At 60.0% G+C, this 13773-nt stretch carries 8 protein-coding genes and 6 pseudogenes; 7 read left to right on the top strand and 7 right to left on the bottom strand.

Translation table 11 applies throughout. The features are described 5' to 3' along the window. Both GA0061098_RS45820 and GA0061098_RS42690 read left to right on the top strand, forming a co-directional pair. A partial coding sequence (locus tag GA0061098_RS45820; protein WP_208610749.1) for a hypothetical protein occupies window positions 1-265 on the top strand: 265 nt, incomplete at its 5' end. Between the two features lie 1471 nt (window positions 266-1736). Beyond that, window positions 1737-2909 carry a M24 family metallopeptidase gene (locus GA0061098_RS42690; RefSeq protein ID WP_091968026.1) on the top strand — a complete coding sequence of 391 codons (1173 nt, stop codon included), beginning with the start codon at window positions 1737-1739 and terminating at the stop codon, window positions 2907-2909. A gap of 489 nt (window positions 2910-3398) precedes the next feature. Here GA0061098_RS42690 and GA0061098_RS45825 read toward each other — a convergent pair whose 3' ends face one another. The 3 genes and pseudogenes from GA0061098_RS45825 to istA all read right to left on the bottom strand — a co-directional run bounded on the left by GA0061098_RS45825 (window position 3399) and on the right by istA (window position 6006). Beyond that, the gene (locus GA0061098_RS45825; RefSeq protein ID WP_208610750.1) at window positions 3399-3611 is read right to left on the bottom strand and encodes a hypothetical protein; all 213 of its coding nucleotides are present in this window, start codon (window positions 3609-3611) and stop codon (window positions 3399-3401) included. A 410-nt stretch (window positions 3612-4021) separates the two neighbouring features. After that, window positions 4022-4825: pseudogene (gene istB, locus GA0061098_RS42700) on the bottom strand (IS21-like element helper ATPase IstB). After that, a pseudogene (istA, locus tag GA0061098_RS47680) lies at window positions 4726-6006 on the bottom strand (IS21 family transposase). Before istA ends, istB (GA0061098_RS42700) begins: the two co-directional pseudogenes overlap by 100 nt. A 493-nt stretch (window positions 6007-6499) precedes the next feature. On the opposite strand from istA, the gene GA0061098_RS42715 reads away from it, so the two are divergent. From GA0061098_RS42715 to tnpC, 4 genes are all read left to right on the top strand, one after another. Beyond that, window positions 6500-7909 carry an LLM class flavin-dependent oxidoreductase gene (locus GA0061098_RS42715; protein ID WP_347337567.1) on the top strand — a complete coding sequence of 470 codons (1410 nt, stop codon included), beginning with the start codon at window positions 6500-6502 and terminating at the stop codon, window positions 7907-7909. A gap of 490 nt (window positions 7910-8399) precedes the next feature. After that, window positions 8400-8813: an IS66-like element accessory protein TnpA gene (gene tnpA, locus GA0061098_RS42725; RefSeq protein ID WP_091968037.1), complete on the top strand. Its 414-nt coding sequence runs from the start codon at window positions 8400-8402 to the stop codon at window positions 8811-8813. After that, the gene (gene tnpB / locus GA0061098_RS42730) at window positions 8810-9157 is read left to right on the top strand and encodes an IS66 family insertion sequence element accessory protein TnpB (RefSeq protein WP_091968039.1); all 348 of its coding nucleotides are present in this window, start codon (window positions 8810-8812) and stop codon (window positions 9155-9157) included. Before tnpA ends, tnpB begins: the two co-directional genes overlap by 4 nt. 70 nt (window positions 9158-9227) lie before the next feature. Beyond that, window positions 9228-10871 (top strand): IS66 family transposase, encoded by a 1644-nt coding sequence (tnpC, locus tag GA0061098_RS42735; RefSeq protein WP_091968042.1) that lies wholly within the window; start codon window positions 9228-9230, stop codon window positions 10869-10871. A 33-nt stretch (window positions 10872-10904) separates the two neighbouring features. Here the strand turns inward: tnpC and GA0061098_RS47685 are convergent. Further along, window positions 10905-11042 (bottom strand): annotated as a pseudogene (locus GA0061098_RS47685) (integrase core domain-containing protein); the annotation flags it as partial. A gap of 225 nt (window positions 11043-11267) precedes the next feature. Further along, window positions 11268-11559 (bottom strand): annotated as a pseudogene (locus GA0061098_RS47690) (transposase); the annotation flags it as partial. Window positions 11560-11750: 191 nt separating this feature from the next. Here GA0061098_RS47690 and GA0061098_RS42750 point away from each other — a divergent pair. Continuing rightward, a pseudogene (locus GA0061098_RS42750) lies at window positions 11751-12100 on the top strand (IS66 family transposase); the annotation flags it as partial. Window positions 12101-12245: 145 nt separating this feature from the next. Here GA0061098_RS42750 and istB (GA0061098_RS42755) read toward each other — a convergent pair. Together istB (GA0061098_RS42755) and GA0061098_RS44570 are read right to left on the bottom strand one after the other, a co-directional pair. Next, a pseudogene (gene istB / locus GA0061098_RS42755) lies at window positions 12246-12929 on the bottom strand (IS21-like element helper ATPase IstB); the annotation flags it as partial. A 30-nt stretch (window positions 12930-12959) separates the two neighbouring features. Then, complete coding sequence (locus GA0061098_RS44570) at window positions 12960-13475, bottom strand: P-loop NTPase family protein (RefSeq protein WP_129591122.1); 516 nt, start codon at window positions 13473-13475, stop codon at window positions 12960-12962. Window positions 13476-13773 lie beyond the last annotated feature (298 nt).

Consider the following 13773-nt stretch of genomic DNA (forward strand, 5'->3'; position numbering starts at 1 on the left):
GAAGCGTAGAAAGCGCAGCAAGTGCGTCAATGCTGACAAACGGCTGAGCTGTCAAAGGCTCCGCGTCAGGGCATGCCGTCCGGTCGAACATCCACGCTGGAACTTCCAGGCAACGATCTATTTTCGATCCATCAAGAGAGCAGCGGAAAGCGACATCATCAGCCTTCTCGACCCTTCCATGAACGCAAACTCGGCGATCAAACCAGGGATGATGTCGATAAAGAACCTCGCGAAGAACGATCCTGTGGGCGTTCTTGAGCCTTGATGTACAACGAAGTCCGGCCCCACAGCGCGATCGGCAACAAGGCGCCGATAACGCTGTTGAATGGCTCATCGGCGCCCCCGCCGGCATGAGCATAACCCCGGAAAATTCCAGCGCCGGCTGGCCTAGTTTTGGGGAGTACTTCAGGAGCACTTCAAAAAACCCGAGACTCTAACTGCCGCTGGATGAAAATTCAGTGGCAGGTCAGGATCATTAACCCCAAGCAGATCCGCAGCACGTCGAGTCGTAAGTCAACACAGCGATTTTGGCAGGCGACGGCAGCTGGCGGAGTAACGCCGGCAATAGGAGCAGGCTCGACAACGCCACTGGCACATTTACCGACGCAGCCACCTCCGCCTGATGCCGAATCGAGAAACCGCACGTGGAACTTATAGCGACAGCTCCGCGGTCATCCAAGCGTCGCGCATCTGCGAAAAACGCCCAACCGAGCGCAGGATCGCCACGGACGACGTTCTCTACCCCCGCAACCGTTTTCGCGATGGCGGGAAAATTGAAAGTTGCGGAATTCAAAACGGAGCCGGGCTTCGGGGGCGGCGACGTGGCGCCGGGCGAAACTCCTCGTTCGAGAGTCAAGACTCCGAGAGATCGTGGGAGATCAGAGCGTGGCGCCCATGCAGGAAGCTTTGCCTTTTTTGGCGCCGAATATCCTAATTTAAGCCCAGATCGGTTCGGAATTCTGCGTTTGATTTGGAAAAACGTAAGAGTTCCTGCTCATATAAGCCCACTCCGCACGTGGTGGACGAATGGCCGTTGACTGTTAAGCCGATTTCGGCGCCTCAGATGGGACACTGGGGTTGACTCGCAGATCAGTTGGCGAGCGACTTGCGCCAACTTCCCCCATCCGCTTTCATCATACGCACGCAGCGCGCAAACTCGGACAAGCTGTACAGAATGCCGGCAGCCGGATGTAGCGCTCCGTAGCCCGCAGATTCCTCTCCTTCCACGGCTCTGCTCGTGGAACGCAACGACTAATGGCATTCGCTACGTCAAGCTCAAAGCCAAGGATGCCGAGCGTCTAGCGGCCAAGGATCGAATTGAGGGGGCTCCATCACACCGGAAGACCACCGATTTTAACCAAGGGCGTCAACTCCCACGGGCCTGAAAGGGGGTTCGCAGGACCCAAGGGCCCCTAGTCGGCGGCTTACCCTACGCGCCGGCAATACTCCAGGCCCCGCCGGCACTTTCGTCCAGGCAGCAACCGGTCGCCTCATTTTCAATTCTAGGGAATGTGACGCGTCTCGCACCGCACGCCCATGGACCTCGAACTATTTCCTGGCCGCCGAAAACTGGCGCATTCAAGCCTTAAGTGCATAACTTCGACGAACAGAAGCTCATATCAAACGAAACAAGGCTTCAAGCGGGTGGCAATGTTTGGAAGATTAACGGCGATATTTCGCAAGGATGATGATCCCGTCGCTCGTAATGACTCTCGACCAGCTGGAGTTAGGATAATATGGAGATCAGCAAAGGACCGCAGGCTTTCCCCCGACCGGAGTATCTTCGAAGGGTCGCCGCAGTGAAAGCAGAAATGACACGACGCGGCGTTGATGCGCTTGTCGTGAACAACTCGCGCAACGTCACTTACCTCACCGGTTGCACGGCCCGCACGGGTATAACTCCACAAGCAGTGGTGGTTTCAATGGGCAATGAGGAACCGACGTTTATTATGCGTGGCCTTGATGCACCCGCAGCGATTCACCAGTCGTTTCTGGATCGTGGTAGGGTGATTGGCTATCCTGAACACTTCATTGGCAATCCTGAGAAGGATGGTTTCGATCCGGTTATCGAATTTCTTCATGAACTTGGCGTTGCAAACCGCAGCTTGGGACTCGAACTGGGCGACCTTTCGGCTCAGACGGCGGAGAAGTTCAAAAGGCGAATGCCAAAAGCAAAGATCGTGGATTGCAGCAAAGCTGTAGCCTGGATCCGGACCATTAAGTCTGATCTTGAGATTGAGGTTATGCGAGAAGCTGCAGCGATCGCAGACGCTGGCATTATGCGAGCGGCAGAAGTGATTCGTCCTGGTGTGAGGGAGGCAGACGCAATGGCCGAAATTCTGGCGACGCTGGCCCGCGGTGCGAATGGCAAGCCAGGGACGGATTTAGCCAACGCGTTCTTCTGCTCCTCGCCACGGACGGGCACGTGTCATATTCGGTGGAGTGAGGACATCATTCGCGAGGGATCGCAGATCAATATTGAACTCGGTGGGGTCCGCCATGGTTACGTTGCGGCGATCATGCGCACCTTCTCGGTCGGTATCGCGTCCGACCGTCTTCGCCGTGTACACGAGGCAGAGGTTGCTGGTTTGGAATCCGCGTTGAACGTCGTTCGACCCGGTGCCACCTGCAGCGACGTCGCCAACGCCTTCTATCGAACAATTGAAAAGCACGGTGTCAAGAAGCACACCCGTTGTGGGTACGCGATTGGCGTTGATTGGACTGAGCCCACCGCGAGTCTCCAAGATGGCGACATGACAGAGCTAAAGCCGAACATGACCTTCCATCTCATGCTAGGAAATTGGATCGAGGAAGATTTCGGTTATGCCCTCAGCGAGACATTCCGCGTCACCGGGTCCGGCGCCGAAGCACTAACCCTATCGCCACGCAAGCTTTTTGAGCTTACCTAGTATGTTCAGCATGTTCAGGCCTCAGCAGGAGTTTCATTGTCATTCGAGCGCGGGCTCGATAATCTATGGATTCCATCAGGCCGTTGTTCGCGGCACAATCCAGATGCCACTGCGAATATCGGCACGACCGCGGAGAGAGGCCGCGAGCTCAGAAACCCGCCTCGTGCGTATCTGCATCGGGCACTTCGGGTTACCGATACCAAGTCCTTCCGCGCGACGCGCTTAAATGTATTTGGACAGGAGCATCGGCTCGCGCGTGCGGGAAAATCCGAACTTTGCCCTTTTGCTTTGTGCTGGCGGATGCAAGATGCGGGCTCAGCGCACTCGTTTCGATAGGGGCTAGCGGCACTCGCGGACGCGGCCCATGCGGACGCGGTACGCAGGTGATCCCGTACGCGGATTCCGGCGAAGTCGCCCCAGGGCGAGGCGTTCTGGCCCGGTGGTTCTGTGTCATAGTTCAAGCCGCGTGGGTGAGCAACGGATCATCTCCTAATAGTAGTAGCGCGGTCCGCGGATGTTGGAACGCAAGACCGGCGGGTCGTTCGCGGAACCCTCGGGAGCCGGACACCGATCGGTGAGGTCGCTGGCGAGGATCGACTTGACCGAGCCATAGGTGCGCGCGCCGATGTCGATCGCCCGCGAGGCTGCAGCAATCAGGCGCTCGCGCCCGTACGACGTGGCGAGCTGAGGATGCTGAGACAAGTGCGTATCCCTGCTCGGGGTGCCAGCGCTCGTCGAGAATGAGGTCATACAATGCGCTGGTCGCCGGGCCGATCGCGGCGGCGGCATCCTGGCGGATGCGCACGGTGGTCCAGCCGGCGTAGCGGCGATGGCTGATGCCATGTGCTCCGCCACGGCGGTGTGCTTATGATTGTCGCTTATGCGCTGACGCGCGGCAATCCGCTCGCCCTTGGGGAAATTCTCGACGGTGCGGGCGGTGAGCGCACCTCGACCTCGGCACGCGCGAAGCGATGCGGATCGCTGCAGTAACTCTTCTCCGGTTACAGCGAAATATCCCGGCGTCTACCAAGCGCCGCCTCAAATGTTGGCGGAGCGAACAGGCAAGCGCGTTCCTGCTCTGTCAAACGCCTTCCGGAACTGCCCCCTTTGGGTCACGAAGAACTGCTCCAACCATCGGTCGGTTGAAGGTTTTCTCTGCCGGTGACGGGCTGGAGGGAGCCCGAGTACGACCGGAGAGCCGTCACCGGCGGTCGGCGGCTTGATGAGGCCGCTCTTTCGCTTGGCGAGCGGAGCCAGTAGCTGTCGCCGCGGATGGTCAGCAGTGGCTGTGGTGCAGAAGCCGGTCGAGAATCGCGGTGGCGACCACCGGATCGGCGAACACGGTGCCCCATTCGGCAACGCTGCGGTCCGACGTGATCAGCACGGCGCCAGTTCCGTAGCGCCGGTTGCCCAGCTGGAAGAACAGATGCGCCGCGTCGGGTTCAAGCGGCAGGTAGCCGAGTTCGTCGACGATCGGCAGCTTTGGCTTCGCCAGAGCCAGCAGTTTCTCATCCAGGCGTCGCTTGCCATGCGCCTTAGCGAGGCCAGCACCAGCGTCGTCGCCGTCGTGAACTGCACCGTATAACCGGCCAGGATCGCCTCTCGCCCAAGCGCGATCGACAAGCGCGTTTTACCGACGCCCGGCGGGCCGAGCAGCAGCATGTTCTCGCCGTTGGCGATCCAACGTGACGCGGCCAGGTCGCGCGCCTCGAAGTCGAAGCCCGCCAGTTCCTTCACGTCACGGCAGTGTGCGAGCTTCAGCGCCATCTCGATGCGGCGGTGGTCCTTCGCGCGATCTTGCGCTCGCATAGCAGGATCAATGTCTCTCGCGCCGACAGGTTCGCGCGCGCCGCCTCGTCGAGGGGGCTGCGATCACGGCTTTGTATTCGGCAAGAGGGCGTAAGAACGACGGCGATGGAGACGGCGCCGGCACCGCCGCGATCTCCGCCCGGCAGACCGCGCCATTGCAACCACCAACTCCACGCAGATGAGCGGAGTCGATGATCTGCAGCCGGCGCCCCTCCGATTGCTTGTGCACTGCGACCTGGTGCAATCCATGGCCGATCCGCACTTCGGCGGCCGCGATCGTTACGACAACGCGCTCGCCAATCAGGCGGTACCGAGTAGCTGTTCGTGTCGAACTCGACGGCGCAATCATTGCCGACGACACGGGTCAGTTCACGCAAAGATCCGAACGAGTGCAGCCCGCGGAGCGGCTTCCACCGATGTATCTCGTCGTGCGCGAAGCGGATGATCGGCGCCTCTCCAGTCGTGCCGTGGACACGAACGTTCGCAACCTTAACGCTCGCGATGCGCTTCGAATGTTTCCCCAGCTTGAGAAGGAATGACCGGCAATTGCGTTCTTTCTTCACATAGCCGACACCGCTCTCGGTCTTGCGTTTCGTGTGCGCCCGATATGGTGCGCAGGCGCGAGGACGGAAGTCCCAATGTTTTGTGAAGGCGATCAGCATGTCATTGAACTGAACCGATCGGCTCACCGCGTCGTTTCGCACCACGAGCGCCCAAGGATTGTCCATCAGAACTTCCTCCGGCACGCCGCCGAGGGTCGTGAATCGTGAATGTACTCTCGATGCCGGCAAACCAATGCTCCTGCCTCTCGGCCCGGAACGCACGCACATGAAGCTGTCGCGAGTAGCCGAGCGTCGCCACCAAGATGAATGCCTTGACTTTCGATCCTCCGATCTCGACCAGCCGCTCCCCAAAGTCGATCTGCAGTTGTCGGCCCGGAGGCCTCTCAAATCGCGTCGTCGCCAGCGCCTCCGCTTCCAGCGCCTGGTAGGGCTGCACGGCGCCTTGCAGCGTCCGCCGGCTGACTGTCGCGCCTTTCTCGGCCAACAGGTCCTGGCGCACCACACCGGCATTGCCGCGATGCCGAATGAGCCTCTCGCGCAGCCGGCCCTCAAGACCATCGAGACACTTCGGCCTGCTCAGGTGGCTTGAACGGCTTCACCCCGCCCGCCGCCACGTAGTCCTTCACCGTGTGATGGCTGCCGCGCAGCTGCCGAGCAATCCGCTTCACACCCCACGCGCACGCCCTCAGGCGGAACATCTCTGCCACGTCATCCGGCGTCTTCATCACCTGCTCCCGCGGATCACTCTACGGCAAGCTTTCGGCGATTCGTGCCTGCTTCCATTCTCTCTCTCCTCAGCTATCCAAGGAGGCAATTCATCATGACGCTGAGGGGGCTGTTTTCCATAGCGCGCGACACCTGCTCGCGTATTCAATGGTGCAATAGTCAATTCTGGCGTCCTCCACACCCTTCTCTATCGCTCGGCAGGGGACTTAGTGCAGACGGGACACTTCAGCCGCTAATGAATAGCCTCAGTCGACTGTCAACAATAGTAGTTGATCTGAGTAGAGATGTTGTCATCTTTCGCTAGCTCGACACCGAGCCCGCTACCCTAAGCGGACCTCTGTACCATTTGCCGGATCGGAGTTCCGCGAAACCCATACACTCGGAACCCGACAGAAAGGGGATTTGAAGGTGTTTGGAACGGCCTGTCGGAAGACACACCCGTAGAAATCGAAAGAGGCTGCGAAAGCTCGAGCGTTGGGGCTCCGCTGTCCAATGAACGTGACCAATGAACCTGAATACGGCCGCGCGATGATAGTTCAATCTAAAGGAAGATACGGCATGGGACGCAACGATGAAATGAAGCTCGGACTATTCCTCGTCCAGGCGGGATTTCACGAAGGTGCATGGCGCGATTCGAGCGTACCAGCGAATGGCGGAGTAGATATCGAGCATTATGCTCATCTTGCAGCCCATGCGGAAGATGCCGCATTTCACTTTGTATTCCTTGCTGATAGCCCAAGTGTACTAGAACGAGATCACGAACACATAGCCCGCGTAAGCCGAAACGACGGGTTCGAGCCAATCACGGTGTTGTCGGCGCTTTCATCGAGAACACGAGACATCGGTCTCGTTGGGACGGCGACTACGACGTACAACCAGCCCTATCATCTTGCACGCATGTTCGCCTCACTCGACCACCTGTCGCGGGGACGTGCGGCCTGGAACATCGTCACCTCTGGACTTAAGTTCGAGGCTTCCAATTTTGGCGATAATGAACTCCCAGACCATGATACGCGCTACGACCGAGCGAGAGAATTCGTAGAAGTTGTTAAGGGGCTTTGGGACTCGTGGGAAGACGACGCTTTCATTCGCGAAAAGCAAAGTGGTATTTTCGTTGACACCACGAAGCTGCATTTTCTCAACCATCGCGGTGACTACTTTTCAGTCAGAGGCCCCCTGAACATCGCCAGGCCTCCGCAAGGTTATCCCGTATTAGTTCAGGCTGGCGCCTCTGACGCGGGAATAAGGTTCGCTGCCGAAGTTGGAGAAGTCGTCTTCACCGCCGCACCTTCTTTGGAGAGCGGAAAACGATACTATGCTACACTTAAAGCAAAAGCGCGCGCACTTGGACGAAAGGAAGATCAGCTGCTCGTCATGCCGGGCATTATTCCGATCGTTGGGAGAACCAGGCAAGAGGCATGTGAGAAGCTCCGAAAGTTACGTTCTTATATGCACACCGACGTGCAAATTGGATTGGCCGAGCGCATGCTCGGATTTGTGACCGATCTTCGTTCAACAAATCTTGACTCATTAGTTCCCGAGGCTTTACCGCGGACGAATGCCACCCAAAGTTCTCAGACGTTGCTACTCGACCTGGCTGCACGTCAGAAGTTCACCTGGAGACAACTGATACGCTTGATATCGGACAGCAAGGGTCAGCTCATGGTTGTTGGAACGCCAGACGAAATTGCCAACACCATGGTGGATACATTTGATCAACGTGCTGCTGACGGATTCAACGTATTGCCGGCAATCGTTCCGAGCGGTCTCAAAGATTTTATTGATCTGGTTGTCCCTGAATTGCGCCGAAGGGGTAAATTCAGATCCCGGTACTCTGGGAAAACACTAAGAGAGAACCTCGGGCTCAATCGACCACTCAGTCGTTTCCGGAGGCAGGCATAAGCTTGCGCTTTAAAATGCCCAGGCTGTTCAGCAGCAGGATTCGGTTTTGTCATGGCCGAAAGCCTTGAGACTCAAACTTCGCGGTCGAGGCGAGAACGTGGATTCATTGATCGATTCGCGAGGATAGGTCCGCAGTGGAAGGGACGGCGCGCCTCGAAGACGCCGCAGACAACGATCGAAGGTGACCCTGCCTCACAGGCTTAATCCAGTTTGGAGTTCGCTCTCGCCCCAAATGAAGTGCTCCCCAAAACTAGGCCAGCCGTCGCTGGAGTTTTCCGGGGTTATGCTCATGCCGGCGGGGGCGCCGATGAGCCATTCAACAGCGATATCGGCGCCTTGTTGCCGATCGCTCGTGTAGTCTCTACGCCAATCCTCCATTTTCTACGGCGTCGTCAAGGCTCAGAACCAGTGCGTGTTCAGGCACTCGCTTCGTCTGCCTCCGGTGAGGGCCGTCTTGTGGGGCTGAGCGGATTGTTTTGTAACAGCACTTATGGACAGCCATAAGTTCAGTACTCAGGTTGAGCGGCTCGAGGTCGTCGAGACCGGCCGTCGCCGTCATTGGACGGACGACGAGAAGCTGAAGATCGTGCTTGAGAGCATGCACGCGCCGCGGGCGATTTCGTCGACGGCGCGGCGGCACGGGATATCGCGGTCGTTGCTGCTGACGTGGCGGCGGCTGTTCGGTGCGGGTAGTGGTGGGGCTGCCGAACAGCCCAAGCCGGCGTTTGTGCCAGCGGTCGTGGTGAGCGCGGCAGCATCGCCGAATACGCTACCAATACAAGCTGCCACGCGGGCGAGCGGCCGGATGGTGATCGAGCTGGGCAATGAACGCCGGATCATCGTCGATGTTGACGTCGACGCGGCCGCGTTGTCGCGGGTGCTCGGCATTCTGGAGCGGCGATGATCCCGATCGCGGCAGGCGCGCGGATCTGGATCGCGACCGGGCATACTGACATGCGCAAAGGTATGCAGGGGCTGGCGCTCCTGGTGCAGGAAGGCTTCGGGCGTGATCCGTTTGCTGGGGACGTCTTCGTGTTCCGCGGTCGCGCCGGCACTTTGATTAAGGCGTTGTGGCACGACGGGATCGGTTTGTCGCTTTACGCGAAGCGGCTGGACCGAGGTCGCTTCATCTGGCCTTCGGCGGTGGACGGCGTGGTGGCGTTGACCGCGGCCCAGCTTGGCTATCTGTTGGAAGCGATCGACTGGCGCAATCCGCAACACAGCTGGCGTCCGCAGAGCGCCGGATAGGCTGCGCAAAAATCCTCTGAGATTGTAAAAAGCCCGCGCCAAATCGCAGTTTTTATGATTCCATTGAGGCATGGGAGACGGCCTCGAAAAGCTGCCGGACGACATTGAAGCGCTGCACGCGGCGTTGCTTGCGGCGCGCGCTGAACTCGCCATCGTGCGCGCCCAGCAGTCCGACGACCAGGCGCTGATCGCGCATCTGAAGCTGCAGATCGAAAGGCTGAACCGCGATCGGCATGGTCCACGCTCGGAGCGCACCGCACGTCTGCTGGATCAGCTTGAGCTGACGCTGGAGGAACTCGAGACCTCTGCGACCGAGGACGAACTGACAGCCGAAATGGCCGCGGCGAAGACTGCGAACGGGACGACGACCGTGGCGTCGTTCAGCCGCAAGCGGCCATCGCGCAAGCCGTTCCCCGATCATCTGCCTCGCGAACGCGTGGTCGTACCGGGACCCATGGCGTGCGCCTGCTGCGGCGGGGCGCGGCTGTCGAAGCTCGGCGAAGACATCACCGAGACGCTGGAGGTGGTCCCAAAATCCTGGAAGGTGATCCAGCACGTCCGGGAGAAGTTCAGCTGCCGGGACTACGAGAAGATCAGCCAGGCGCCGGCGCCGTTCCACGTCATCGCCCGCGGCTGGGCCGGCCCGAGCTTCCTGGCGATGGTGCTGTTCGAGAAGTTTGGCCAGCACCAGCCGCTGAACCGGCAGGCCGAGCGCTACGCCCGGGAAGGCGTGCCGGTCAGCCTGTCGACGCTTGCCGACCAGGTCGGCGGCTGTACGCTCGCGCTGATGCCGCTGTTCAATCGCCTGGAAGCCCATGTGCTCGCCGCCGAGCGCTTGCACGGCGACGACACCACGGTGCCGGTTCTGGCCAAGGGCAAGACCTCGACTGGCCGGATCTGGGGCTATGTCCGGGACGACAAGCCGTTCGGCGGACAGGCCCCGCCAGGGGCTGTATTTTACTACTCACGCGATCGCGCTGGCGAGCATCCGCAGGCGCATCTGGCGAGCTACAGCGGGATATTCCAGGCCGACGCCTATGGCGGCTATGGCAGGCTCTACGAGGCCGGCCGCAATGCGGGTCCAATCCTGGAAGCCGCCTGCTGGGTCCACGCTCGGCGGCCGTTCTTCGTGCTGGCCGACCTGGCCGAGAACGCGCGCTGCAAGGCGCAAGGCGGCAAGAAGCCGGCGGTGATCTCGCCCCTGGCGCTTGAAGCCGTGCGCCGGATCGATGCTCTGTTCGAGATCGAGCGCGGCATCAATGGCGAGACGCAGGAACGGCGTCGGGCCGTGCGGCAGGAACTGAGCGCACCGCTGGTTGGCGATCTGGAAGGCTGGATGCGTGAGCAACGTGCCAAGCTGTCGCGCGGCAATGACGTCGCCAAGGCGATGGACTACATGCTCAAGCGTTGGAGCGCGTTCACCCGCTTCCTCGACGACGGCCGTATCTGTCTATCCAACAACGCGGCAGAACGGGCGCTGCGCGGCATCGCGCTCGGCAGGAAGTCCTGGCTGTTCTGCGGCTCCGACCGCGGTGGCGACCGCGCCGCGCTGATGTACAGCCTGATCGTCACGGCCAAGATGAATGACATTGACCCGCAAGCCTGGTTGGCTGACGTTCTGAACCGCATCGCAGAGCATCCCGCCCACCGGCTCGACGAACTCCTGCCGTGGAATTGGCGCGACACGATCCGGCGCGTCGATCAGGCCGCCTGAGTGGTCCTGCCGCGGTTCTCACCGCATGCTTACCTCGCTTCTGAACTTGCCCTTGAAAGATTCGATGAAGCTGTTGTCCATCGGTTTTCCCGGCCGCGAGAAATCCTGCACCACACCCTTCTGGTAAGCCCGGAGATCGAGATCGCGGGAGATAAACTCTGATCCCTGGTCGACGCGGATCGTCACGTTTGACGCTGATGGCCAAGCCGTCACGTTGCAGCAGGACATGGACCCGGCGATAGCCGTATCTCACCCGCGTCTCGCAGATGTCCTTGATCCGATCTTTGAGAGCGGCCTGGTCGCCGCGCTTCGACTTGTAGACGTACAGTGCGCGATCGATCCGAAGGGCCGAGCAGGCCCGCCTGATCGAGACCTTCCAGTCACTTCGCACCTTGTCGACAAGCTCACGCTTGCGGCCAGGCTTTAGAGCTTTTTTGACAGCACATCCTGAAGCATGACCTTGTCCAACGACAGGTCGGCGACAATTCACTTCAGCTTGCTGTTCTCTTCCTCGAGCTGACGCAGCCGCTTCATCTCTGACGGCAACAAGCCAGCATACTTCTTCCGCCAATTGAAAAAACGTCGCCTCACTGATCCCGCCCTTGCGGCAGACCTCTGCCACTTCCGAGCCATGTTCATCTTGCTTCAAAACAAATGCGATCTGCGCCTCATAAACGGAAAATTCCAGTTCACACTGGCTAATTTGGCGGTGGCACGTCACAAATGAGGACCAGAGCAGGAGCGCGCCCGGCGCCGCCGGTCATGCACCTGTTGCGGCTGTCGTCCGTTATGAGCAACCCTTGCCGAAGATGACGCGCTCTAACTGTGTTCCCGGCGCTGCGCACAGACAATCTGAAGGGCTTCCGCGCTACGCTTACTCTGAAGCTGCAGATCGGGAAACTCAACCGCGACCGCTATGGCCTTGGCTCGGAGCGTACCGCGCGGCTATTGGGCCAACTCGAACTGACGCTGGAGGAGTTGGAGAGTTCGGCGGCTGAGGACGAACTCGCAGCCGTAATGGCCCGGGCCACAACCGTGAAGGTGGCGTCGTTCACACAAGCGGCCGTCACGCCAGCCGTTCCCAGAGCGTCTGCCTCGCGAGCTGGTGATCGTGCCCGGCCTGTGGCCTGCGAATGCTGTGGCGGCGCGCGGCTGTCCAAGCTCGGCAAGAACATCACCGAGACGCTGGAGGTGGCCCGAAATCCTGGAAGGTGATTCAGCACCTCCGCCTGCCGCAATTGCGAGAAGATCAGTTATGGCGCGACAACCAGGATGAGAGCGGCGCGTCAATCAAGATGAGGCGAGGCGGCCGAGTCAGAAGATAATTGACGCTTGCTGCGGGCTTGGCAAGGCTTGATTGACGCTGCGCGACAATCAAGCCGCATTGCCAGCGTCAATCACCGCTTTCTCGAGTTCGTTTGGAGTGGCGTGAACCGGCGGCCGGCCTGGACCGCGCTTGCGATCGAGGGCAACTTTTCGACGGTAGCTCTCGACATTCATCTCGAGGATCGTCGCGTGGTGGACCAAACGATCGATGGCTGCCAGCGTCATTGCTTGATCTGGGAAGATACGCCCCATTCGCCGAATGCTGATTGGCTGTGATCAGCAGGGAGCGTCGCTCGTAGCGGGTGGCGATTAGCTCGAACAGCACGCTGGTCTCCACCTGATCCTTGCTCACAGATGTGATGTCGTCGAGGATTAGGAGGTCGTAGCGGTCGAGTTTGGCGATGGCGGACTCCAGCGCTAGCTCGCGCCGGGCCACCTGCAGCCGCTGCACCAGATCAGTGGTGCGTGCGAACAGAACGCGCCAACCGTCCTCGACGAGAGCCAGGCCGATCGCTGCGCCGAGATGAGCCTTGCCGCCGCCGGGTGGACCGAACAGCAGCAGATTGGCGCCGGTCTTCAACCAGACGTCACCGGCGGCGAGCGCCATAGCCTGTGCCTTTGACAGCATTGGCACGCTCTCGAACTCGAAGGTGGCGAGCGTCTTGCCGGCGGGCAGCGCGCTTCCACCATGTGTCGTTCGATGCGGCGGCGGGTGCGATCGGCTGCCTCGTGTGGTCGCCACCCGCGGGAGGGTTCGGTATCTCAACACCACTCGTTCACTGTTTGTTCTCGTCGCCATTTTGGCGTCTGGGCCCTACTTTGCAGGGGTGGATGCATGGAGGAACGCCAGCGTTTCCCTCCATGCGAATGTAGGAGCGACGGTTGGGCTGACGCGCGCAAGCGTGCTGGCTGCAAAGGTCGCCGACACAACAGTTGCGTCATCGACGCAATCGTGTCGCCGGCAAGGGCCGCGAGGAAGCGGGCGGCGGGCCAGCCTTCCTTGTCCGACTGTGCGGCGAGCTTCGGCCAGATCGCCTTGACGCCGGGCAGGCGCAACTCATCGAACAGCAGCTCGACGCGGGCGGCATCGATGGAGGTAGCTCCGCTGGTCACGCTGCGCTCAGGCGCGAGGTCAACCTGACACGGATCCCCATTGAAACCAAGGAGAGCATTCGGTGGGGGAATCTGATCATGTGGCGCGGAATATCGCGATTCAGCTCTGACTTGCGCGTTCCAGACGATGGTGATCACCAATTCCAGGCCATCGTGATCACTCATTCCAGGGCATCGTGATCACCGTTTCCAGGGGATCGTGATCACCAATTCCACGGGATCGTGATCGCTATCTCCAGCGGATCGTGATCGGGGACAGCGAGCCGGACACCACGGACAGTCTGCAACCCAGGTAGCTTGGTCTTTTGCCCGATAGCAGAGGATCGAGATGCCGACAGAGAGACTGTCCATGCGCCAAATTCGCGAAGTTTTACGCCTGCACTACAGCGTCGGCATGTCGCAGCGCGTTGTTGCCCGCAGCCTCGGCCTGGCCCAGGGCACGGTCAACAAGTACCTCAACCTG

This window comes from Bradyrhizobium shewense, assembly GCF_900094605.1.
Taxonomy (GTDB): domain Bacteria; phylum Pseudomonadota; class Alphaproteobacteria; order Rhizobiales; family Xanthobacteraceae; genus Bradyrhizobium; species Bradyrhizobium shewense.